This window comes from Devosia sp. BK, assembly GCF_032907385.1.
Lineage (GTDB): Bacteria > Pseudomonadota > Alphaproteobacteria > Rhizobiales > Devosiaceae > Devosia.
Window position 1 is genome coordinate 2,350,216 of the sequence record NZ_JAIMBX010000001.1, and the last position, 22,212, is coordinate 2,372,427.

At 58.0% G+C, this 22,212-nt stretch carries 21 protein-coding genes, 1 tRNA gene and 1 riboswitch; of the genes, 11 read left to right on the top strand and 11 right to left on the bottom strand.

Annotated features, from left to right (window positions below):
- Positions 1-26 precede the first annotated feature (26 nt).
- Complete coding sequence (gene metZ / locus DevBK_RS11510) at positions 27-1,235, bottom strand: O-succinylhomoserine sulfhydrylase (protein ID WP_061907614.1); 1,209 nt, start codon at positions 1,233-1,235, stop codon at positions 27-29.
- 40 nt (positions 1,236-1,275) lie between these two features.
- A riboswitch (SAM riboswitch) is annotated at positions 1,276-1,351 on the bottom strand.
- A 78-nt stretch (positions 1,352-1,429) separates the two neighbouring features.
- On the opposite strand from metZ, the gene DevBK_RS11515 reads away from it, so the two are divergent.
- The 3 genes from DevBK_RS11515 (at position 1,430) to DevBK_RS11525 (ending at position 4,190) form a co-directional block, all read left to right on the top strand.
- The gene (locus tag DevBK_RS11515) at positions 1,430-2,533 is read left to right on the top strand and encodes a 2'-deoxycytidine 5'-triphosphate deaminase (protein ID WP_082511577.1); all 1,104 of its coding nucleotides are present in this window, start codon (positions 1,430-1,432) and stop codon (positions 2,531-2,533) included.
- A 52-nt stretch (positions 2,534-2,585) separates the two neighbouring features.
- Positions 2,586-2,659 (top strand) — tRNA-Gly (locus DevBK_RS11520).
- A 145-nt stretch (positions 2,660-2,804) separates the two neighbouring features.
- A complete protein-coding gene (locus tag DevBK_RS11525; RefSeq protein WP_317185517.1) occupies positions 2,805-4,190 on the top strand; it encodes a DUF6538 domain-containing protein in 1,386 nt (461 codons plus the stop codon).
- A 329-nt stretch (positions 4,191-4,519) separates the two neighbouring features.
- On the opposite strand, the gene DevBK_RS11530 is transcribed toward DevBK_RS11525, so the two are convergent.
- Both DevBK_RS11530 and DevBK_RS11535 read right to left on the bottom strand, forming a co-directional pair.
- Entirely contained in the window at positions 4,520-6,772 is a 2,253-nt protein-coding gene (locus DevBK_RS11530) for a hypothetical protein (protein ID WP_410494055.1), read from the bottom strand.
- 355 nt (positions 6,773-7,127) lie between these two features.
- Positions 7,128-7,637: a hypothetical protein gene (locus DevBK_RS11535; RefSeq protein ID WP_317185519.1), complete on the bottom strand. Its 510-nt coding sequence runs from the start codon at positions 7,635-7,637 to the stop codon at positions 7,128-7,130.
- 358 nt (positions 7,638-7,995) lie between these two features.
- Here DevBK_RS11535 and DevBK_RS11540 point away from each other — a divergent pair, with 358 nt between their 5' ends.
- The gene (locus DevBK_RS11540; RefSeq protein ID WP_317185520.1) at positions 7,996-8,784 is read left to right on the top strand and encodes an alpha/beta hydrolase family protein; all 789 of its coding nucleotides are present in this window, start codon (positions 7,996-7,998) and stop codon (positions 8,782-8,784) included.
- A gap of 249 nt (positions 8,785-9,033) precedes the next feature.
- Here DevBK_RS11540 and DevBK_RS11545 read toward each other — a convergent pair whose 3' ends face one another.
- A complete protein-coding gene (locus tag DevBK_RS11545; protein ID WP_317185521.1) occupies positions 9,034-9,393 on the bottom strand; it encodes a helix-turn-helix domain-containing protein in 360 nt (119 codons plus the stop codon).
- Between the two features lie 148 nt (positions 9,394-9,541).
- Between DevBK_RS11545 and DevBK_RS11550 the strand changes: the two genes are divergently transcribed.
- Together DevBK_RS11550 and DevBK_RS11555 are read left to right on the top strand one after the other, a co-directional pair.
- Positions 9,542-10,663 (top strand): alkene reductase, encoded by a 1,122-nt coding sequence (locus tag DevBK_RS11550; protein WP_317185522.1) that lies wholly within the window; start codon positions 9,542-9,544, stop codon positions 10,661-10,663.
- A 286-nt stretch (positions 10,664-10,949) separates the two neighbouring features.
- Positions 10,950-12,224, top strand: coding sequence for a hypothetical protein (locus tag DevBK_RS11555; RefSeq protein WP_317185523.1), 1,275 nt, complete (start codon positions 10,950-10,952; stop codon positions 12,222-12,224).
- Positions 12,225-12,410: 186 nt separating this feature from the next.
- Here DevBK_RS11555 and DevBK_RS11560 read toward each other — a convergent pair whose 3' ends face one another.
- The 3 genes from DevBK_RS11560 to DevBK_RS11570 all read right to left on the bottom strand — a co-directional run bounded on the left by DevBK_RS11560 (position 12,411) and on the right by DevBK_RS11570 (position 15,184).
- Entirely contained in the window at positions 12,411-12,839 is a 429-nt protein-coding gene (locus tag DevBK_RS11560) for a GNAT family N-acetyltransferase (RefSeq protein ID WP_062629816.1), read from the bottom strand.
- Positions 12,840-13,001: 162 nt separating this feature from the next.
- Complete coding sequence (locus tag DevBK_RS11565; RefSeq protein ID WP_317185524.1) at positions 13,002-13,430, bottom strand: hypothetical protein; 429 nt, start codon at positions 13,428-13,430, stop codon at positions 13,002-13,004.
- Positions 13,431-14,578: 1,148 nt separating this feature from the next.
- Positions 14,579-15,184 carry a TetR/AcrR family transcriptional regulator gene (locus DevBK_RS11570; protein ID WP_317185614.1) on the bottom strand — a complete coding sequence of 202 codons (606 nt, stop codon included), beginning with the start codon at positions 15,182-15,184 and terminating at the stop codon, positions 14,579-14,581.
- 107 nt (positions 15,185-15,291) lie between these two features.
- On the opposite strand from DevBK_RS11570, the gene DevBK_RS11575 reads away from it, so the two are divergent.
- Together DevBK_RS11575 and DevBK_RS11580 are read left to right on the top strand one after the other, a co-directional pair.
- Positions 15,292-15,939, top strand: a complete 648-nt coding sequence (locus DevBK_RS11575) for an NAD(P)-dependent oxidoreductase (RefSeq protein ID WP_061909847.1) — start codon at positions 15,292-15,294, stop codon at positions 15,937-15,939.
- Positions 15,940-16,018: 79 nt separating this feature from the next.
- Positions 16,019-16,390 (top strand): GFA family protein, encoded by a 372-nt coding sequence (locus DevBK_RS11580; RefSeq protein WP_317185525.1) that lies wholly within the window; start codon positions 16,019-16,021, stop codon positions 16,388-16,390.
- 244 nt (positions 16,391-16,634) lie between these two features.
- Here the strand turns inward: DevBK_RS11580 and DevBK_RS11585 are convergent, their stop codons facing one another.
- Positions 16,635-17,192, bottom strand: a complete 558-nt coding sequence (locus tag DevBK_RS11585; protein WP_061909845.1) for a TetR/AcrR family transcriptional regulator — start codon at positions 17,190-17,192, stop codon at positions 16,635-16,637.
- A 79-nt stretch (positions 17,193-17,271) separates the two neighbouring features.
- Here DevBK_RS11585 and DevBK_RS11590 point away from each other — a divergent pair, with 79 nt between their 5' ends.
- Positions 17,272-18,411: an FAD-dependent monooxygenase gene (locus DevBK_RS11590; RefSeq protein ID WP_061909843.1), complete on the top strand. Its 1,140-nt coding sequence runs from the start codon at positions 17,272-17,274 to the stop codon at positions 18,409-18,411.
- Positions 18,412-18,622: 211 nt separating this feature from the next.
- On the opposite strand, the gene DevBK_RS11595 is transcribed toward DevBK_RS11590, so the two are convergent.
- Entirely contained in the window at positions 18,623-19,546 is a 924-nt protein-coding gene (locus DevBK_RS11595; RefSeq protein WP_317185526.1) for a GlxA family transcriptional regulator, read from the bottom strand.
- A gap of 89 nt (positions 19,547-19,635) precedes the next feature.
- On the opposite strand from DevBK_RS11595, the gene DevBK_RS11600 reads away from it, so the two are divergent.
- Positions 19,636-20,178: a cysteine hydrolase family protein gene (locus DevBK_RS11600; protein WP_317185527.1), complete on the top strand. Its 543-nt coding sequence runs from the start codon at positions 19,636-19,638 to the stop codon at positions 20,176-20,178.
- A gap of 104 nt (positions 20,179-20,282) precedes the next feature.
- Here DevBK_RS11600 and DevBK_RS11605 read toward each other — a convergent pair whose 3' ends face one another.
- Positions 20,283-21,137 carry an SDR family oxidoreductase gene (locus DevBK_RS11605; RefSeq protein WP_317185528.1) on the bottom strand — a complete coding sequence of 285 codons (855 nt, stop codon included), beginning with the start codon at positions 21,135-21,137 and terminating at the stop codon, positions 20,283-20,285.
- Positions 21,138-21,170: 33 nt separating this feature from the next.
- Between DevBK_RS11605 and DevBK_RS11610 the strand changes: the two genes are divergently transcribed.
- Positions 21,171-21,584, top strand: a complete 414-nt coding sequence (locus tag DevBK_RS11610; RefSeq protein ID WP_200896918.1) for a winged helix-turn-helix transcriptional regulator — start codon at positions 21,171-21,173, stop codon at positions 21,582-21,584.
- A 177-nt stretch (positions 21,585-21,761) separates the two neighbouring features.
- Here DevBK_RS11610 and DevBK_RS11615 read toward each other — a convergent pair whose 3' ends face one another.
- Positions 21,762-22,196 carry an EamA family transporter gene (locus DevBK_RS11615; RefSeq protein ID WP_317185529.1) on the bottom strand — a complete coding sequence of 145 codons (435 nt, stop codon included), beginning with the start codon at positions 22,194-22,196 and terminating at the stop codon, positions 21,762-21,764.
- Positions 22,197-22,212: the final 16 nt, after the last annotated feature.

The window sequence follows — 22,212 nt, forward strand, 5'->3', positions numbered from 1 at the left end:
GTGGGGGTGACCGGACGTAGAGGTCATCACACCTGATCCAGCGCATACATCAGGTCGGCAATCAGATCATTTGGATCTTCGAGACCAACCGACAATCTCAGCAGACCCGGCGTCACGCCCGTTTCGAGCCGGACCTCTTCGGTCAACCGCGCATGCGTCGTCGTGCGTGGATGAGTGATCAGCGACTTGGCGTCACCGAGATTGTTGGAAATCAGGATCACCGCGAGCGCGTCGGATAAGGCGAACGCAGCCTCCTGACCACCCTTGGCCTCGAGCGCCAGCAGCGTCGACCCCCGGGTCATCTGGCGCTTGGCCAGATCGTATTGCGGGTGGCTCTTGTGGTGCGGATAGATGACGCGCGCGATTTTCGGATGCGAGCCCAGCGCCTCGGCGACTTTTTCGGCGCTATTGGTCATCTGCTCGACGCGCAGCGTATAGGTCTCAAGGCCCTTGAGCAGCACCCAGGCATTGAAGGCGCTGAGCGTCGCACCGGTCTGGCGAAGGAAAGTGTGGACGTCGCCTTCGATCAGCGCTTTCGAGCCGAGCACGATGCCGCCGAGCACCCTGCCCTGCCCGTCGATATGTTTCGTCGCCGAATAGGTGACGAGATCGGCTCCGAGCTGGAGCGGCTTTTGATAGAGCGCGGTCGAAAAGACATTATCGACGATCAGCTTGGCGCCATGGGCATGCGCGATTTTGGCGACGGCAGCGATATCGACCAGTTCCAGCGTCGGATTGGTCGGGGTCTCGATAAAGACGACCTTGGTATTGGGGCGCATAGCCGCTTCAAAATTGGCGGGGTCGCGGCCATCGACGAGCGTCGATTCGACGCCAAAACGCGGCGCGTAGTCTTCGACCACATAGCGGCAACCGCCGAACAGCGCTTGCGCGGCAACGATATGATCGCCCGCCCGCACTTGGCTCATCACCGCATTGGTGACCGCAGCCATGCCCGAGGCAAAGGCGCGGCTGGCTTCCGCGCCTTCTAGCAGCGCCATGCGCTCTTGAAACATGTCGACGGTCGGGTTGGCAAAGCGGGAATAGTTGTGGCCGCCCGGGATTTTGCCCTGGAACAGCAATTCGGCATGTTCCGAACTGGGGTAGGAATAGCCCGAATTAAGGAAAATCGCTTCGCTGGTCTCGTTGAACGGCGAGCGCATCCCCCCGCCATGCACCATTTGCGTCGCCGCAGAATGCTTGGCTGGATCAAGGAGGGGATTTTTCTCTTTGGACATGGCTCTGCCTTCAAACAAAAAACCGGCGCGCGAATGGCGGCCGGTTCCAATAACGGTCTTTAGCGACTTATTTAAAGTGGCTGCAAGCGACCGGCCAAATCACCACTGGTTGGGACTAAACCGCAATTGGCCGGTGGCGTCAATCTCCGCGCTTTGCTAGGGAGAGCGACCCCTGATTTGACGGAGCGCGCAGCATGCAAGAGGCTTGGCCCCAAGGCGTCTTTCCCGCGCGCCTGATCGAAAAGCTCCATGCGCAAGGCGCAATCACTGCGACACGCGAATTCGACGCCGATCAGGTACAGCCGGCAAGCCTCGATCTCCGGCTTGGCGATGTCGCCTATCGCGTACGTTCGAGCTTTTTGCCCGGCCCGGCCCATTCGATGGCCGAGCGGATCGAAGCGCTAACACTCCACGAGATCGATCTGACCAAGGGCGCGGTGCTGGAGCGTGGTTGCGTTTATCTGGTGCCGCTGCAGGAAAGCCTTGCTCTCCCGTCCGACGTCAGCGCCTCGGCCAATCCCAAGAGTTCGACAGGCCGGCTCGATGTCTTCACCCGCGTCATCGGCGATCGCGCGCGCGGTTTCGATCAAATGCCCAAGGGTTATAACGGGCCGCTCTATCTTGAAGTCAGCCCGCGCACCTTTCCCGTCCTGGTGCGGACCGGGTCGCGGCTGAGCCAAATGCGCTTCCGCTCCGGCGATACGCGTCTCTCGTCATCCGAGCATCAGGCCCTGCATGCCAGCGACACGCTGGTTATCGGCGGCGATCTGCCAGTCGATGGCGGCGTGGCGCTTTCGATCGATCTTTTGGGCGAAGGCCGCGATGGCCTCATCGGCTTCCGCTCCAAACGCCATACGGCCGTGATCGATGTCGACAAGAAAAGCGCGCTCGACGTCCTCGATTTCTGGGAGCCGCTCTATAGCCGCGGCCGGCCCGAGCTGACGCTCGATCCCGATGAATTCTATATCCTCGTCAGCCATGAAGCGGTGCATGTGCCGCCGAGCCACGCCGCCGAAATGGTGCCGTTCGACCCGCTCGTCGGCGAATTCCGCGTGCATTATGCCGGCTTTTTCGATCCTGGCTTTGGCCATTCCCTCGCCGGCGGCACAGGCAGCCGCGCGGTCCTCGAAGTGCGCAGCCGTGAAGTGCCGTTTCTTCTCGGCCACAAGCAGATCATCGGCCGCCTGATCTACGAAAGCCTCGCGGAAACGCCCGACCGGCTCTATGGCTCGGCGCTCGGCTCGAACTATCAAGCCCAGACACTCAAGCTTTCAAAACACTTCAAGCCGTTCCCCTGAGACCGTCTTGACGCTGACCCCGATTTCCAGCATCTAGGGTCAACACCGGAATGCGGGTGTATCTCAATGGTAGAGAAGCAGCTTCCCAAGCTGATGACGAGGGTTCGATTCCCTTCACCCGCTCCACCTACTTCTCCGCCATCACCCATAAAATACTGCAGACACTAAGTTATCTCCATTGCAACTGGAGAATAAGTTGCACCTCTTTACGAAGGTGTGATACAAACCGTGCTCCATTGTGCGCTACACGGGCGTTCTGGAGTACGGACGAATGGGCAAACTCGACCTTCTTGACCAGTACCTGAAGCGCCGCGGTCACAGCTGGGTTTATTACCGACGCGTACCGACAGCACTCCTAGCCTTAGACGCGCGCGCTCCTCTGATAAGGCAAGCTCTTGGCACTCGCGACTTGGCTGTCGCCCGCCGTGCCCGCGACCTGCTGGCTGCCGCTGATGATGAACTTTGGGCAGCGTTGACCCTCAATGAACATGTCGATCGCTCAAGAAGCCGGTACGCAGCAGCTCTGAAGCGGGTAAAGGCCATGGGGTTTGTTGGGTATGTTTCAGCCGAAGAACTTGGCCGAGAAGCGCGTTGGGAGGAGTTATCCAGCCGATTTGAGGCGATACTCCCCGAGAGTACACCACGCGCAGTGGAGCAGGCCGTTCTCGGCACCATTCCGCCGCCAGAAGACCGCTTCGAAGATGCATTGAGAATCTACGTCGAAGGGCCAGGCAAGTTGGCGCTGGCAAACAAGAGTCCCAATCAACTCCGGATCTGGAAGAACATTCCAAAGCGCGCAATCGCACGGTTCGTCGAGATTGTCGGTGACAAACCGCTTGCGGAAATCACACGTGGAGACGCCGTCAAGTTCTACCGGTACTGGCTCAATCGGATCATGCCAGAAGACGAAGTGGCGCCAATGCACCCCAGCTCTGGTAATCGCGAGATCGGGGAACTGCGCAAGCTTTATCGAGAGTATTTCTCATTCGAGCACAATGACAAGGAAAGGCTGAACCCGTTTCTGGCGCTTGGCTTCCCAGAGGATGGTTCAGATCCTCGTCCGCCCTTCCCCATCGCTTGGCTTGAGCAAAAGTTTCTCACCGTTGGACCGCTCGCTGGATTGAACGCTGAAGCGAGAGCGATCCTTCTTGCCATTATCGAAACAGGTTGCCGTCCTTCTGAGATCTGCAACTTGACGCCAAGCGCCATCATCCTCGATGCAGAAGTTCCTCATATTTCGATCCGACCTCGGCGAGCTAATGATCGCAAAAACTCGGATGTTAAGGAGTTTGGTCCTCATGAGGTAAAGAGCTCTGCATCGGTACGGAGCATACCCTTGGTTGGCGTTGCGTTAGAGGTGTTCAAACGCTTTCCCGGTGGCTTCCCGCGCTACATGGATAGGACCGGGACGGCGTGTCAGACTATCAATTCATATCTCGACGAAAACGCCCTGCTACCCAGCCAGGAGCACACTCTTTACGGGTTGCGGCATACTTTCGAAGATCGCATGAAACGAGCCGACATTGATTACGAGGTTCGGATGGGATTGTTTGGACATACGATCTCTCGCCCAAATTATGGATCCGGCGGCGGACTTACTTGGCAGCGGGACTTACTGGCGGGAATGGCGCTGAAATATGATCCAGCAGTAGTTTAACATCATCATATTTAGCGCGTTTGATACAGAGGGCTTGCGTGAGCTTCTGAGCACGCCATCAAAGTTTTTGGATGAGCGCCCCTTATGTCCTCACAGGGAAACTTGCGCCCCATTCCCGCCATTGATCGGTCAATCGGCACATCCCAAAAGCAGCCGCTACATACGCGGTAGCCCGATCCCACAGTCATGCACAAGACGCTTGGAGCGGAACAATCCACCACGATAACAGCGACGATAGCCGGCAGCATGATATAATCACCGCCTTAGCTGCTGGCTAAAGCCGGCCGCAGCCGAACCTCAAACTCGGATGTTCGGCGCAGGTGTATATATCAGGCAGCCTCCCACACCTGATTCAAGATTTTCGCAGCTATTGCCGACTTATCTTGAGGCAGAAACCGGCCATAGTGCTTTGCAACCATGTCTGGCGTATCCTGGATTGCATACGAAGCCTGTTCGAACGATCCAGTCTGCTTGAGAATATGGGTTGCGAGCACATCGCGGATATTGTGGGGTCCATGAGGCAGCAGGCCCTTGATGGCGCCACGGCCAGTCCATGGGTTGTAGATCCCATATCGCTGAATCGTCAGCCGCCACGCTTCGTAGAAGGTGTTCTGGTTGTATGAGGCGTCAGCGCTGGTGCGTTTGCAGGTTTTCACGAAAAAAGTCCCGGGGTCGTCTGCATCTCCGATGAGCCCGGCGCGATGGCGGTCGACGTAGGCTTCTATCGCGTCATAGAGCCCTGCCAGATCTGGCAGGACCAACCTGAATGGCTTCGACCCGAAAAACGAAGAGGTCGAGTTTTTGAAGGCGACGGAGGGGATCAGCACTTCCCACCCGTTGTCGCGATTGCTCCAGCGGAGTTCGCCACGTTTCCTGTCCTCGAGGTGGCGCTCGGACGTCGGCATGGCGCCGCGCGGACAGACAAGGAGCTCGCGCAGGTTGCGCTGGCGGAGGCCCGTGTGCATGCCCAGCCGCAGCATCAGGAACGACCTCACCGCCTCTGCCGCCTGCCGGGGGTAGCGACGTTCGTCGGGCATCAGCCTCATGATCTCGTCGGTGATCTTGCGATACTCGCCGACAGGGCTGGCAGCCTCGAGGATCGGCAGGATCGGCTCGAACGGATCCCTGTGGACCCGAGCGACACGCTCAATTTCGCGAATTCGATGTCGGGCATGCTTGTGGAAGAGTTCGCACGCAGCTTCCCAGTCGGACCTCGCGCGATCGATGTCAGCCTCGGCGATCATTCCGGGGATAGGCCGGAGCCGATCGGCCAGAGATGGTGTCTGGCGTATCCAGCCCGTCTCGGCGCGCGACATGCTCAAGACGACACTGAGCATGTCGACCTCCCACTTGGTGTAGAAGCCGCGCCGCTGCTCCCGCCATTGCAGGTACCAGTCCCAGACGGCGGGGAAGATCAGCATGCCGAAGCACAAGCTCTCGAGCGGGACGCCAGCGCCCTTGACCGTGCTTCGCGGATCGGAGGCAAGCGCACCGAACATCAGCCCAAGGTGCTCGACTTTTTGGGATGCCGTCTCCTCGTTCCAGACGCCGTTTCGCTGGAAGCCGAAGGCGGTAAGGGTGGCGGTCTTGAACCGCAGCAGCGCATTCATCTCCGCATCGAGTGCAGCCGGCGCGTCCATCACCGCCGACCGTAGTTCGTCGTCGAGTTCGCTGAGTTCATCTTCCGGCTTCCGTGCCGGCCGCCGCGGTGCATTCTGAAAGGCTGTGAATCGAACCGCATAGCGATGTCGCATCGCGGCGGCCTGGAACTGACGATAATCGGTGGATCCGGAAATGATCACCCGGCGAACCCATGCGAGGATCTCCTCCTGCTCCGCCTTGGGTCGCGTCAGGAAATCGTCCGGCAGATGCCAGGCAAGGCGCCGTCGTTCCGCAGCCGGAAGACCCGCCAGCGTCACCCCGCGAATGGCACGGGCTTGATGCGGCAGTTTCGCCTTGAAGTAGCCGAGCGGCAAACGATAGCGCCGTTCGATGTTGTTGAGGACGACGAAGCTGCGTGCGGTCATCGGCATCAGCTGGCCGGTGCACCATTTCATCAATGTGCGTTGATCCTGCGCCTCTCCTCTGGACACCAGCGAGAGATAAAGGTGCCGGACGCTGTCTCCATGCCTGCGCATGTGGAGATTGAGCGCGTCGCTGAAGCCTGCTGGATCTTCCCATTCGCCGAGCAGCGGATCCGGGAATTCGACAATCGGTTTGGGCGCTGGCCCTCTTCGAGATCCGTTGCCTGAAGATGAGCTCTTCAAGGTTGGCTTCGAGCGAGTCTTGGGGGGAGTGAGAGCCGCATGACCACTCATGGCAACGGAACGCGCTACCGCGTCGAGAACCGGCTGCAGCTTGGACCCTGCCGCCTTGAGCCTGTTTGCTTCGATCCCCGAGGCCTCGGCCAGCATGACCCAATCGGCTTTGCTGCCTCTATAGGGTGGATACGACTTCAGCTCGATTAGCCCGACAAGATAGCTTGTCATGAGATTTATTTCGGAGTCATCGAGAACGGATTTCAACCTGAGCCTGCAGAAATCCGAGATCATTCGCGGGGTCAGGGAGCGGGTGTTCTGCATCATCAACCTCCATGAAATTGGAGGATGGCGCATGGGGAAAGATCATGGCTGCATGAAGTTAAACTTCTGAAGCGAAAGGATGATTTCCACACATTTTGGGTGAGAGGTCTCCAGTGGCTCATGCCAAAAAGGAGCCGTGCGTGGTTTGAGGTCCCGGAAGGGAGCTAAAGAGCCAATATGGGTGCGTTGACTGTGACGGCCCAGCTTCGTTTCGTTGTTGCGATGGATTGAGTTCACTGGGACATAAGACGAAGCGCGCCTAAGCGTCCATACGAGTTTTGTTGCGCGATCCAATTGATGCTCACAGCGCCGCTCATTGCGGATGTCGCACCTGAACGACAGGGCATTCGCAACGTCAAGATAGCCACGGCAGCGGCGCCGGCACCGTGTAATATCGCTTATCGAATTCCCTGAGAACCATATCGAGCGTAGCTTCGAACGCACTACGCTCAAACATCGTCGACTTGGACTCATGCATATAGCGCCAATCCACAAAGGCGTCTTTGTGTTGGTATAGCAAGTGTTCAATACCGTAATCGACGTGGAAAATATTGGGGTGGTGCGGTGCAACGGTGCTTTTAAACGTCTCGCCCAGCTTTTTCTGGCTCTCGGGCTTAAGCCGCGAGAACAGCCTGGAGAGATCATGCGACTTGGAATGTTCCGGGTCATCGAAGTCGAAAACAAACCACGCTTTTAATGCTAGCTCCATCGACAGAGCTAGGAGCATTGGTTCGACGCCCATTTCCCTCATAGCAGGCAACTGGCCATGACCGCTGAGCGCTTGATTAGGAAATGTTCTGGTCTTGTGAAGCACAGCTTTGGCAGCCTCATGTATTCGAATTGCTGTCGTTAAACGATGATTCAAAGCCCACCTCCGGTTAGCGTGATCGATCTTTAAACTTCACCGAGACAGAGGCAAACCGACCGGGTGTTTGGCGCGGGTAGTTGAGCAGGTTTGCGCCCCATTCCGGACATTGCCGACACTTCGAGCAACGCTGTAAAGCGGACTCGCGCACACGGCATGCGCCGACAGACCTGCAGTGCAGCAAGCTTGACACCGGCAACCCGCAGGTCACTAATCTGAGCGATTGGCGAAACATCCCAGTTGAAAGCTCACGCGCATGCACCTGCTCAAGTCTGCTACGGGTCTCTTGATTGCTGCCTCCTTAGCCATGGCCTTGGCATCGGCGGCTCAGGCGCAAACGAGCACTGATATCACCATAATGAATGGTGAACGCGCCGTACCTGCAACGGTTGTTGTGCCGGACGGCGCAGGGCCGTTTCCAGCGGTAGTCATGAATCACGGCCATGGTGGCGGGCGGCAGGAAGGCGGCGGCTTTGCGAGGCTCGCCGACGCGTTGGCAAAAGTCGGCATCGTCACCATTCGCATGGACTTTGCGGGCACGGGCGACAGCAAGGCACCCTGGACCGACCAGTCGCTGTCCAGCATGATTTCGGATTCCAATGCCAGTCTGGCTCATCTTCTGGCCAATTATCCGGTCGATCCCGATCGCCTCGGCATTCTCGGCTACAGCATGGGCGGCCGCGTCGCCCTTACCATCGCGCAGTCGGCGGACAATCCCTATAATGCCGTCGGGTTGCTCGCACCATCAGCCAATCCGGGCAAGAGTTTGCTCCTGCTCCTTGCGGGGAGCGAGGCCGAATATGAACGGCTCTACGCGGAGGCCAAGAGCGACAAAGGCTATGCAGACTACACCACCCAATACGGGCAAAAGCAGCAGTTGAGCCTCATGTGGTTCGACGAGATGCTGGCATCAAGCCCGCTCGACGGCATCGGCGCCTACAAGGGCCCCATGCTTGTTGTTCACGGCGACAAAGACGTCACTATCCTGCCGGCGGAGAACGAAGCCGTTATTTCGGCCTACCCGAAGGGTAGCATCGTGCTCATCCCGAACGCCGACCACGGCTATGGTTTTTACAGCGATCAGCCTGAAGTGAGCGCGCTGGTTGAAAGCTCGTTCGCAGACTTCTTCAGCGCTAATCTCAATTAATGTCCGGCCCTTTGCTTAAGGGCGGAGGGCCAATATTTCACTTGCAAGCTGCATCAATCTTCAAACCGGAAAAGCGGCTTATGGCCGCTGAGCGCCCCATTTCTGCCGTTCAGACTAACATTTCGAATTCCTAAAAGCAGCCGGTCCGCTGACGCCAAGCCATGGTGAAAAGGGGTGGTTAGCGGTCAATGTGCTTAACAGCGGACTTGGCCAGATACAGACATGGTTTCTTGACAGAGGTCCACACCGTTAGGCCGCCGCTACCGAGCGCTGACGATTTTGCACAATCATGGCCACTTCCTCCGTGTGCCGCGTTCCCCATTCGCACAGAGGAGCCAGAACTCTGGCCAGGCTTTGGCCGAAGTCGGTCAGTTCATATTCGACGCGCGGCGGCACTGTCTGGAAATCGATGCGGCAAATGACGCCGTCATCGGTCAATTCCCGCAGATGCTGGATCAGCATTTTCTCGCTGACATTGGTGACCAGTCGCCGCAGTTGGCCGGTGCGCTTCGCGCCACCGGCCAGCTGGAAGACAATGAGGGGTTTCCACTTGCCCCCCAGGATTGCCAGCACCGCCTCAAGCCCGCAGCTGAAATTTTTCTCGCTCATCGTAGCCTCGCGCAATTTAATACTTACCAAATAGTCGGTACTGGATTGAAAGTGCGCATCGTCTTATCTCGGTTGCACGACGATGTCGTCGGGCATGGTCCTTCCTGAGGCGCTGGCCATGGACAGCCCCGCCGCATCGCGAGCAGACATGAGCACTTCAACCCATTCTTTGCTGGATCCCATCCGGCTGGGCGACATCGACCTTCCCAATCGCATCATCATGGCCTCCATGACCCGGGCCCGGACGCATGACCCGGATTTCATTCCCAATGCCCTTCAGGCGCAATATTACGCGCAACGCGCATCAGCTGGCTTGCTCCTCACTGAGGGTACATGGCCAAGCCGTGAAGGCGTCGGCTTCATCAACGTGCCTGGCATCTATACCGAGAAGCAGAGCGAGGGCTGGCGCCAGGTGACCGATGCGGTCCATTCGGCAGGCGGACGCATCTTCGTTCAATTGGGCCACACCGGCCCGGCATCACACCCCGCACTCCTCGATGGAGCCCTGCCGCTTGCCGCTTCTGCCGTCAACCCAGGCCTGCAGGCGTTCACGCCGACTGGCCTCACCGACACAGTGACGCCGCGGGCGATGGAGTTGACCGATATTGCCCGGACGGTTGATGACTATGCCAAAGCGACCCGCCTGGCCCAGTTGGCCGGGTTCGACGGAGTCGAGATCCATGGCATAAACACCTTCCTGATCCCGGCATTCCTGCATGACAACCTCAACCGCAGGACCGACGCTTACGGTGGTTCGGCGGAAAACCGCAGCCGCATCGTGCTGGAGATTGTTGATGCTGTCGCGGGTGCCTGGTCGCCTGGCCGCATCGGGATCAAGCTCAGTCCCGGCCTCAACAATGTCGGCGCCTATGTGGCCAGCCCCGAAACGCTTGCGACCTATGAATATCTGATCAGACAACTGTCGACACGTCAGCTTGCCTACCTGCAGTTGATGAACCCGATCAACGATCTGACCGGCACTCATCTCGAACGGCTCGGGCAGGATGTCGCCAGATATTTCAGGCCAATGTACGCCGGCTCGCTGATTGCCAACGGCGGCTACAGCTTCGAGACCGGCAATGCGCTTGTGGAGGATGGTATCGCCGACGCAGTGGCCTACGGTGCGCCATTCATCTCCAATCCTGACCTAGTCGATCGCTTCCGCAACAACCTGGCGCTGAGTCCAGGCGATCGTGACACCTATTATGGCGGTGGCGAAGCCGGTTATGTGGACTATCCGCTAGCGAGCGACGCGTTAGCCACCGAGTAGCCGAGCCAATCCTAACAATACGCGTGACAGGTGGCGCAGCCCTGCGCCACCTATTCTTTCGCGACAGATCACGCGGCATGTCTCGAGCGCCCGCTACTACCAAAATGGCGACTGCTTTCGGGCAGGCCACTTAAAAACCCGAATGGCAGCAAAGGGGTCGGCGGTGGACAGCGAATGAATTCGCCGTGCTTCTTGCTTGCACCTTGGTAACCAAAGTCCCCTTTGCTCCTTGCGGCTGAGAGACTTGCTGCCAGACTAGTCAAAATTTCGCGGACGGTGACCACGAATGCGTTTTCCAGCTGCACGCTTTCGTATGAGGTGGGACGATTGGGCGAAGCTGCTCGCGTTCTGCTTTGTTTTCAACCTGGCCTTCATCACTGTGCCGATCGCCTTGTTCTTTGCAGCCCGCGAACCTGTTGCGGGACTGTTCGCCATTGGGATGGGCATTTACATAGGCGCCCCGATCGCAATCTGGCCGACTGTTTGGACTGTGATCCTGGCAGTCGTCGTTTCGCGATGTGTCGGCTATTTTACGTTCGGACAGTTCTTTCTGGCAGGAACGGCCGTCTCTGCCGGACTCCTCTGCCGCGAGATCGCTTCGGGTAACGACATTTGGGTCGGATATGGCCTCGTGCTCGCGTCCATATTGCCGGTCGGCTGGATAGTAGGCTGGTTGGTTGCGAGGCTGGCCGGAGTCTTGCCTAACCCCATGCCTCCTCTCCCGGTCCTGCCAAGACGCCCTGCGGGTGGCATGCCAGCTACCCTTGTTTCGGTGCTGTCAGTCGCTGTGGCGACAGCGACCGTAACCGGACTTTTCGGAACGATAGGAAACAACTTCAAGGACCGAGCCGAAGCAAGACGCGGCAAATGTCCGGCCGATCTCATTTGTACGACAGGGCCTGGCGAACCACGGCAGCCCGACCCGAGACTTTATCTCGCAACGATTGCCGGCATTCGCATGATCATACCAGCAAACAACATCTATATGGGTCTAAGCAATGACGAGCACACCCCAGGAGAAGTGTCAGACCTTTATCTTAAAGGGCTGTTGCCGGGTTTCGCGCCGCGCTCCATTGGTAATAACATGGAATTCGAGGGTCTTGCACCCAATACCGCGACCGCACTTGCTCGGCCGTCTTGCCCAACGAGTGGCGGCTGTCGCACCCTCGACTGGTATGTTGAACACGAACTTGGCGGCGGCAAGTCCTGGGAATCGAGGCTGATTCCGAATTCCAGCGGCGATGCGCCGACGGGCCTGGATCATGTCGGCGATTTTGCTTCAATCGGCGGGAGCGAAGCCCTTTATCGATCCACATCAGGCGGTAACTGGATCATCTGTAATCCTGAGGGGTCAGTACTCGTCCCCCACTGCACCCACTACTTTTCCTGGAGATCGCTGAACATCAAAATGCGTTACCAGGCAAAATGGCTGGACCGTTGGACAGAAGCGCGTGCTGGCCTTATCGATCGCCTGGAAGAGTTCGCTCGGACAGGCCCGTTGCCCGAGAGTATCATCCACGTCGTCGATCCCCTGCCAAAGTCGGACGGTGAACCCGCGTGATGCTTGGCCAATAAGTCAGGCTAAGCAAGTTCACCCTAGAGGACAGCAGAGTCTAGACCGAGATTGTCCGCAAACAGCGAAGGCAAGATTTGGCCGAAATGTCTGACAAGGGGTCGGCCGCAGACCGGTCTCTTCGGGGTGGAATGCGGACTGGCGGGTTTTGGGATCTGCGGCAGGGAAGCGGACCTAACTGGTTTCGAATTTCAACATGCCGTCGGACATGCCAAATTCTAACCATGAGGCTTTTCTGAGCAGCGACTGTGCCCGGTGGTTCTGCGGATTTACGAAAGCGGTCCACTTGGAAGTCGGCGGATGTGCTGGCCAAGCCATCACTAATTGTAGCGCCCTGAGCCCAAAGCCCTGGCCGCGCAATTTCGGAGATACGGCTATGTCCGTAATGTAGTGAGAGGGATGTTCATCTGCGCCCCAAATACATCCGATAAGAGCGACCGGCACGTCTTCAATCGACGCGACCAGTTGCACTCCATTGTGGTCACCAAGGACCGCCTCCAACCACGCTTGGTCCATCGGCCCGAGCTCGAGATTCAGAAGCGCATCCTGAAACCACTCCTGCACCCAAGGCCAATCATCGGCTGCGAACTTTCGAAGTTTCATCCGTCAATCGCCCCGTCAGGCGCTTTCGTTGTCAGCCGTCGACTTTAGTAGGTTGGGAAGCGGTCAGCCCGAGTGTAGTCGTTTTGCACCACAAATGGGCACTTTCGCCCATCGCAGATGATGCAGTCTACAAACAGCGGCTTTTACGGCGCATGCCATATCCTAGAAGAGCGTCAATCCGCCCGAGTTTTGATCCCACAGCATGACAGCACGATAGGCTAAACCAGCCAACCCGCCGCAAAAAATTAGCAATGCTGTACCGACAAACAGGACAAGAAATGATGGTGGTTCGATCGCTCCGACGAAAAGGCGAAGAACGAGAAAAACACCTGCGGTGACGACTGAAGACGCTCCTGAGTACCAGAAATAATTCGATCTCGTTTGCCATGCGAAACGATTGGCCAAGTATAACCAAAGCATGAGCGCGGGCCACATAGCAAGCATGACGACTGGAATGGCAGGCACTGCCATAACTGCTCCGAATATTATGCCAAACAGACCTATTGGCAGGCCGAGGAGCATGCCCATGGTAAGAGAACCCACGCTCGCTGCTGCCACATAGGCTGGAATACGAAAGGTTGCCTTCATCATTTTGTAAGTTCAGCATGTTTCACAGACCAGGACAACAAGCGCCACGCCCCAGAGTTCTTCTGCCTGTCAAAACCCTCGGCAGCAGCCTCGTGGAGGAATTGTTCAAAATTCTCAGGCAACTCGAAAATCCGCCTGACCACCACAGCGTTCGTGTCGCTCACCATTCAAAACTCCAACTCCTCGGGGCTTGATTGGACTTCAACAAAGGTCGCGTGTTGAAGGAAGGGTATCCTTGATGCAATCGGCTGTGGGTACTTTCGGGATTTCTAGTTCTAGCTGCCAACGGAAAAATTGGGGTTAGAAGCCGACCGCCACTTAGGGGTGGTTTGCAGAATGGCTGCTTTCCGTTTGTGATCTACAAAACCGGACGTTGTTGATTTCCCTTGAGAAGTTGAGTGAGACTTGGCCAAGAAAGAAGCAGATAGAACAAATGTCGCCGGTCCACCGTCGGGGGAATTCTATCGGTTCTAACGCCCTTTCTGGACGGCCTGAACCCGTTGCCAAAGCTCTTCGGCATCTTGATTCACAGTGCCGCTCGGCTGTCGCCAAGGCGCCTGCCCAGGCTCTGTAAACGTTTGATCATCAAACTCGACTTGGGTCGCTGCATAGTAAATGGCAGTGAAGCGCATGAAAGACCTCGTTACGCCATCATCGCACCGTGCAGTTCCCTCAAAGAACGGCGTGTCAAAATTATCAGGAGTTCGTTCGCAAAGGACCGGCGCTTGATCACTTCGACTATATGTGAAGCTGGTAGCGCCCGTAAATCTAATGGAGGACCCTATATCGGAAACCATAGGGTTAGGCATTCGAGCGCAACCCACTAGGAAAACACCTAAGAGCAAGTAAGACACGACGAAACGCATGAAACCTCTTACGTAGCTCTGACCGCGCAGGACGGCAACACTGTTCTAGCGACCCAAAGATAACTGCGGCAAGCGGCAACTTGCAGGCTTTGTGGAATTGGCAACCTATGTCCGCTGTGGGGTCGCAAGCCGCCGGACGGCAACGCGCCCCATTCCCGCCATTCAGACCGCGTTTCTGATTTCCCGAAAGCTGCCAGTCCGCGTCGGCCGCCGCTAAGGCTTAAGTGGGGGTTGGAAAGAGACCGGCAGCTTAAGGCTTCGACATATCAAGAGCTGATGACGGTCTTATCCACGGCCGCGCCCCTCTAGAAGTTCCAGACGCTTGATTAAATCGGCGATGAGTGTGTCTTCATCGGCCCCTGGCGACATGCTCACGCCTGCCGATAGCCGCCCGTCTATGAGCAGCATTGCTAGACCATGGACATAGGACCACCGCGCCATCGTATCTGCGAGCGCGTCTTGGCTATGCCCGATATGCGCCGGCCGTTCACCAGCCGCAGGCGTCAGAAGCGAGTATGCATGTGCGGCGGCGCTTGCGAGGTCAGGGTGGTCCCAATCCAAGCGCTCCGAGCGAAACATCAACTTGAACAATTCAGGATGAGCGCGGGCAAACGCGATGTATCCCCTTGCATGGGCGAGAAGTTGATCCGGGATTTCCACATTTCCAGCCTCTGCGCGTGCGAAATCATGAAGGCGGCTGAATCCCAATGCGGCCAACGCGCTCAACAGTCCAGCAAGGTCGTTGAAGTGATGCGCCGGCGCTGTGTGGGAGACACCAGCCTCACGAGCGGCGGCCCGCAAGGTCAGGGCGTTGATCCCCTCGCGTTGCAAAATTTTTTCGGCGGCAGAGAGCAGAGCCGTCCGCAACGACCCATGATGGTAAGAAGCCATAGCCAATCTTTACACCAGAAAGATTGTCATTGACAACCGGCTCTTATGCGATGTCTACATGAACTAGACAGTGGAAAGATAATCCTGACCAAGCGGAGCTAAACACGATGTTCAAGCAAGCGACATTCCTTGTGCTAGGCGCGACTGGCGGAACCGGAAAGCACTTCCTCGCTCGAGTCCTAGCTGACGGACACAGGGTCAGAGCCTTGGTCAGGACGCCAGGAAAGCTGATAGCCGGCCCCAATCTCGAGGTGGTGTACGGATCGGTGACCGAAGCTGTCGACACTGATGCGCTTGTTGCCGGTGTCGACTTCATTGTCTGTATGTTGGGCGACCGAAAGCTTCAGGAGCAAGCCAAGATCAACACCGCTTTCGTTGAGAAGCTAATCCCATCGATGCGACGCCACGGCGTCAAACGGTTTCTTTATCAGGCTGGAGGGTTCAGCCGCCCTCATGGACGCCGGCTATCGCCAATCATGTGGGTGCTCAGAAACACTGTTGGTCGAAGTTTCGATGGCCAACACCGCGATAATGAGGCGGTGATGACCTATCTAGCAACGCAAGCACTCGATATCGAGTGGTGCGTTCACCGGGCGGGCATCGGCTCCGACGGTCCGAGCAAAGGCGTGCTTGAACGGTCTAAAAGCAGAATTAGCATCGGCACCCATATCGACTGCGCGACGTATAACTACCGGACCGTCATGGATCCTTCAGCTGTTCATAGTTGCGACTTCAGCCGCTACAGGTCGCAGTAAGAAGCGCGATCGGACATCTTTGACGCGGCTAGCGCTGGAGCCACTGCGAGAACTCGTTCACCGGGCAATGGAGGTATGGATGGAGAACAGTGTGGAGGGCGGCTGCCTATGCGGAGCAGTGCGATTGATAGCGACAGGATATCCTAAACGCGTCGGCGTCTGCCATTGTCTGGACTGCCGAAAGCATCATGGAGCGGCGTTCTATGCATCCGCCATTTTCGATCAAAACCAAGTGCTAATCACCGGGATGGTCCATTCCTTCAAAGACCGCCATTTCTGCCCTGTATGTGGGTCTTCGGTTTTTGCTCGGTGGGAGGATGAGGTCGAGGTGCCATTAGGGACGCTAGACGAAATCAATCGTTTCACGCCCACGTATGAATTATGGACAGTGCGCCGCGAGCACTGGCTGCCGAGCTTCAACATGGAACAATATTTGCGCAACCGTGAGTGATGGGAGCTACAATCTAACGCTCGCACTGCCGCATTCTGCCAAATCAGTGGCGACTGAAACGCGCCCCAATTCGGTCATTCGACTCCTCCCGCCGGCTTCCCTAAAGTTTACATCGATTGTTTGTTCTCCGGACCGCTTGATTGACGTTGAGAGCTTCCATGTCTTTGGCAGACGGCCACAGTGCTCGGTGACTTTACCGGGTGGCGCGAAGGTGCAGCACTACAATGCCTCTCTTCCAGAGAGATCAGGCTTCGAGCGGCGCGAAAAGGTAGCGTTGGATCGTTTCGCCGATTATGAAACGCGTTGACGCCAGCGTAAGCTCGTTCGCTCCCAGGCTCAGAACATACCGGCAATAGGCCAGCCCCAGCACCTGCGTCGCCACAAGGCTGGCGCGTTGCGCTGCTTCCCCCTCGCCCGCCAGCACGGCAACTAGCGGCCGTACCTGATTGTTAAAGATGTCAACAACGCGGGCTGCCGCTGCCGGATGGGTGGCCGCCGTCCGCACCAGCACGCGCAGCAGGTCGTCTGCTGGCTCGCCTTCCCAGCGGCGAAAGAAGTGTTCCACCAGACGCGTCCCAATCCGCTCCGGCGGCACTGCGCTGAGATCGGGCAGTTGAAGGTCGATCGCGACCGCTTGGGCAAACAGATCGTCCTTACCGCCAAAATAACGGTTGATCAGGGCGACATTAACCCCTGCATCGTCAGCAATCTCGCGGACCGTGGTCCGCTCGAAACCCTGCGCGGCAAAGCGGCGGCGAGCCGCCAGCAACAACCGCTCCTGTGTCGCCGTCGCATCCCGCATCGTCGCCCCCTTGTAAACACTTGTTGACTTACGCGCCACCCGAGATGTAATCAAGCGTTTACATAGAGAGTGAGAAGCCATGATCAAGCAAACGGATGTATTGATTGTCGGTGCCGGTCCTGCCGGCCTTGCCACTGCCATTGGCCTTGCCCAGGTAGGGGTGGACTTCCGCATCGTCGATGCCCTGCCCGCAGCGCAGAATACCTCACGCGCCGCTGTCATCCACGCTGCAACCCTCCAAACGCTCGGACGCCTAGGTGTCGCGGATCGGTTGATCGCACAGGGTATCAAGGCACCCGATTTCCGGGTCCGCGATCGCGACCGAGTCCTGCTCGAAGTAGCCTTCTCTGTTCTTGGTGGCGAGAGTCCCTTTGCCCTGATGATCCCCCAGGACGAAACCGAAGCCATCCTCTCCGCGCGGCTGCAGGAAATGGGGCACGATATCCTTAGGCCGGCCCTGATCACGCAGTTGGACCAGCACGCCAATGGCGTCCTCGCCACGCTCGACCAGCTAGGCGAGGAATACAGTCTCCAGGCACGTTTCGTCGTTGGTGCCGACGGCGAAAAAAGCTTCGTCCGTGCTCAGGCGGGCATTGCCTTTCCGGGGGCCACCTACGGCTCCTTTATGTTGGCCGACGTCCACATGGATTGGCCCATCGGCCAGCACGAGGTGGGTCTGTTCTTTGCCGCCCAAGGCACCCTAGTTGTTGCGCCGATGAGCCGCCAGCGGTACCGTGTGGTAGCCCAACTGGCCGATGCGCCATCCTTGCCCACAGTCGCCGATGTCCAGCGTGTCATTGACCAGCGTGGCCCCACCAGCGGCGCCCGTGTGCAGGAGGTGCTGTGGGGGTCGCGCTTTCAAGTCCACCACAAGCTCGCCGACCGCTTCCACGCCGGTCCCTTTCTCCTTGTCGGCGACGCCGCTCACGTGCACAGCCCGGCCGGTGGGCAGGGCATGAACCTGGGCCTGCGCGATGCCGAAGCACTGGCCACGGCGTTGGCAGGTTTCCTCAACGGCGAAAAGGATATGTTGGACACCTACGACACCAAACGGCGCGCCCTTGCTGGCCAGGTGCTCGAGCGAACCGACCGGCTCACCCGTATGGCCACGCTCCGCTCCCCCGCGATGCGCTGGTTCCGTGACACCACGCTTTCTACAGTCGGCCACTCGTCCGCCGTCCGCAAGCGCATCGCCATGATGCTAGCCGGCTTTAGCTAAGCGTCCGTTTGTTGGAAAGCGCCCCATTCCGGCCACTCAGGCCTCCCTTCAGCTTTCATAAAAGCAGACATTGCCATGCGACGAAATGAGCGACCGTGTCGGGGTGGGATGCAGTCCGACCGGTTTTGACGAAAGATCCCACAAAGCAGACGGGCGATTGATCATCAAATAGTTTCCGTCAGCGCATGAGCGATGCAAAGCTGGAGATACGTTAGGCGCGAAATCGCCTCCGATAATCAGACGGCGACAAGCCTACGATCTGAAAAAAGACCTTCCGGAAGGCGCTGGCATCATTGTAGCCAACTGCCCATGCAATCGCTTCAACGGCGTCAGCTCCGAACTGAAGCATCTCGCGGGCCTTGTTGACGCGAAATCGTTGAAGGTACTCGGTTGCAGTCATGTGCGTCGCCTTCCGAAACCGCCTCAGGAAGGTTCTCTCCTCCAAGCCTGACTTGCTGGCCATATCTGAAAGACTGATGCTGTCGGCAAATTCTGCATGAAGCCAATGCTGCGCCACCAAGATGGCAGCGTCGCCGTGGGTCAGTGTTGGGACGAAGGAGCTGTAGTAGCGCTGTTCACGACCAGGAGGATCGATCAGCAAAGTTCCTGCGGTATCCATCATGGCCGTAGTGCCCAGATATCGGTCAACCAGCTTCAAGCCCAGGTCCGTCCACGCCATCATGCCTCCGGCAGTCATGATGTCTCCGTCATCGATCACCAGTCGATCGACGTCGAGGTCCACCTTCGGAAAGCGGGATCGAAAAACCTCGGCTGTTCCCCAGTGCGTCGTCGCGGATCGCCCGTCCAGCAATCCTGTTTCACCTAAAATAAAAGCCCCAACACATACGGACGCCAATGTGGTGCCGCTGCCATGCAGCCGCCGCAACGCCGAGGCCACAGGTCGAGCCACCTTGGCAGCAACCGGCCCCAGCTTGCCGGGAGGTATGATCATGACGACCGGCGCCCCGGTATTCCTGCCGGGTACTAGCTCATCGCCTTCAGCTCGCCACCTTGTCACACTGAGCTGAGGTCGATCAGGCTGATTTGCCATCTCGAACAAGTCTGCCAGCCCGAGCAAGGCAGCTTCCTGAGCACCGGAATACTCGAGAAGCGCTATTTCGATGTTGTCGCTCATTTGTCGTTTTCAGCCCGAAAATTGTCGGTACCGCCAATAGCGTGGTTTTCAGCGAGCGTCCATAAACACGCATCGAAAGGACCCCAATCATGAGCAACAAAGCTGTCATCGTCGTGGATTTACAGAACGACTACCTTGCATCCGGTTCCTGGCCATTGGTCGGTGTGGATGTCGCCGTAAAAAATGCGGTCAGGGTGATCGAAGCCTCTCGAGCCAAGGGCATTCCCGTCATCCATGTCCGGCATGAGAGCCCTGCAGGCTCGCCGTTCTTCGTCATCGGGACACCCGGAGCCGAGATCATCCCCGCCGTAGCGCCCAAGCACGGTGAGCAGGTCGTCGTTAAGAACTTCCCGAACGCGTTCCGCGGCACTGACCTCAAGGCCAAGCTGGACGCCGCGGGTACAAAGGATGTGGTCATCATCGGGGCCATGAGCCACATGTGCATCGACGCCACCGCCAGGGCCGCCGCCGACTACGGGTTCAACGTGACTGTGGTCGAAGATGCTGCCGCAACCCGCGACGCCGAGTTCGACGGTATGACCGTTCCGGCAGCTCAGGTGCACGCGGCGTTCATGTCGGCCCTGGGCTTTGCTTACGGCAAGGTCGTGAAATCCGATGAATACGTGAAGTAAGCAATTGCGCCCGTGCGGGACGCTTACCCGCACAGGCGCAACCCACCCGACAATGTCCTCTAAGCCGTCCGTGTCTGCACGGAAGGTGAGACAATTGTGACGGGTTAACTGCCCAAAGCGTGGGCGAGCCAGGTTTGCACGTTGTCAGGCTCGATACCCAACAAGGTCTGCGCACTGGTCTTTGGCTCGATGGTATTTGCCGGAGCCTGCCAATGTGCTTTGTAGAAGCCGACGACACCCGCAAAGGCCGGGCCGAAGAACGGCTCGATCAGATCCCCAAACGCTTCAGGTGTCAGCGCTTCAAATCTCACGTCGCGGCCAAAATGCTTGCTGAAACCGGCGGCCAGATCCGCGCCCAGCAGACCCGGCAAATGGCCGATGCCGACAACGCCCGTCAATGTGTGGTCCATCAGCAGTCGTTCCGCCACCTTGGCCACGTCGGCATGAGTACTCCACGAAACGGCATAATCGGACCGAACCGGGTATCGCAACACGCCCTCGGCCGTGACGGGTGCGGAAACCATCGGCAGCAGCAGGTTTTCAAGGTACAGCCGGGGGGCGACCACAGAGTTTGAAACGCCACTGTCCTTGACACCATTGATCAGTGTCATGATGGCGGAATCGGCAGGCGACTGCAGCGGGCTATCTGGGGCGTCGACAACCGCGCCGCTGGTCGAAATCACGACGCGCGCAGGCTGCGCAGCGCGGATCGCCGCAACGATATTGTTGGCGTAGCTGAGACGCAGATCTTCTGGAGCCTGGGGCAGGTGCACAAAAACGCCTTCTGCTTTGTTGTATGCGCTGGTCAGCGAGTCGGCAGAAGCGGCGTCTGCTGTAACGGTATGGTCGCTGTTCTCAGCATTTCGCGACGCCGCCTTAACGGATTTTCCTGCCGCTTTGAGGCGGTCGAACAGGGGAGCACCTTGTGCGCCGGTGGCGCCGTGAATGATGAAGGACATAGGAATAATCTCGCTAAGCTGTTAGAAAGGCGCATGAGTGCATTCTGTGCATCGGTTACGTCAAATGCACTAATGGACGTCGCGCAAAATTATTTTGAGCGGAAAGCGAGAGCGAACATGGCGGATCACTGTCTTCCCGAATGTGGGGTCGAACGATGTCTACTGTTGCTGGATGGTCCTTGGGCAACGCTGATTGTTCGAGAGCTGCTGGTGGGGCCGCGCCGGTTCAATGAACTGAAAACGGCTCTAGATGGCATCAGCGCCCACACGCTTACCCATCGTCTCAAACGTTTCGAGCAACACGGCATTGTCACCCGAACTGCTTTTGCCGAAACACCGCCACGGGTCGTTTATGAACTGACGGCACTGGGCATGACGCTGAGTGGGGTGCTGAATGCCATGAACGCCTGGGGTGTTTCGGTTGAGGATGAGCAACTTGCGGGCTGAGTAATCCAATGATGCTGTAGAATACGGTCGGCTGTTTTGAAGGCATGAGCTGCGACGCTTGTATGATCCAGTTCGGTCGGTTTCGCACGCCCATAACGGGGTGGAAAGGCGACAGTCAGCTTTCGGTCAATCACACGGGAAAGCGGACGAGGATACTCTGGCCAACGCCGAGACCGCTCACGACACCGCAACCAGCACAGCGCCGCTGGCAATCAGGCCGATGCCGAGCCAGCCGGTCAACGGCAGGCGCTCACCGAGCAGGATCGCCGAGAACACAGCCACCAACACGACGCTGAGTTTGTCGATAGGCGCGACCTGTGCCGCCTTGCCCAGTTGCAGGGCCCGGAAATAGCACAGCCAGGACAGGCCGGTCGCCACGCCGGACAGCACGAGGAAGCCCCATGTCTTTCCAGACAGCGATCCGGGCGCCTGCCAATGACCGGTGGCCACCACGATACCGGCGGCGACGATCAGGATGACCACCGTGCGGATCAGGGTGGCGAAATCCGAATTCACGTTCTCGATGCCGACCTTGGCGAAAATGGCGGTCAGCGCGGCAAACCCTGCCGACAGGAGGGCCCAGAACAGCCAGGACGTGAGTGGTGCTTCCATGACGTTGAACTTTCGG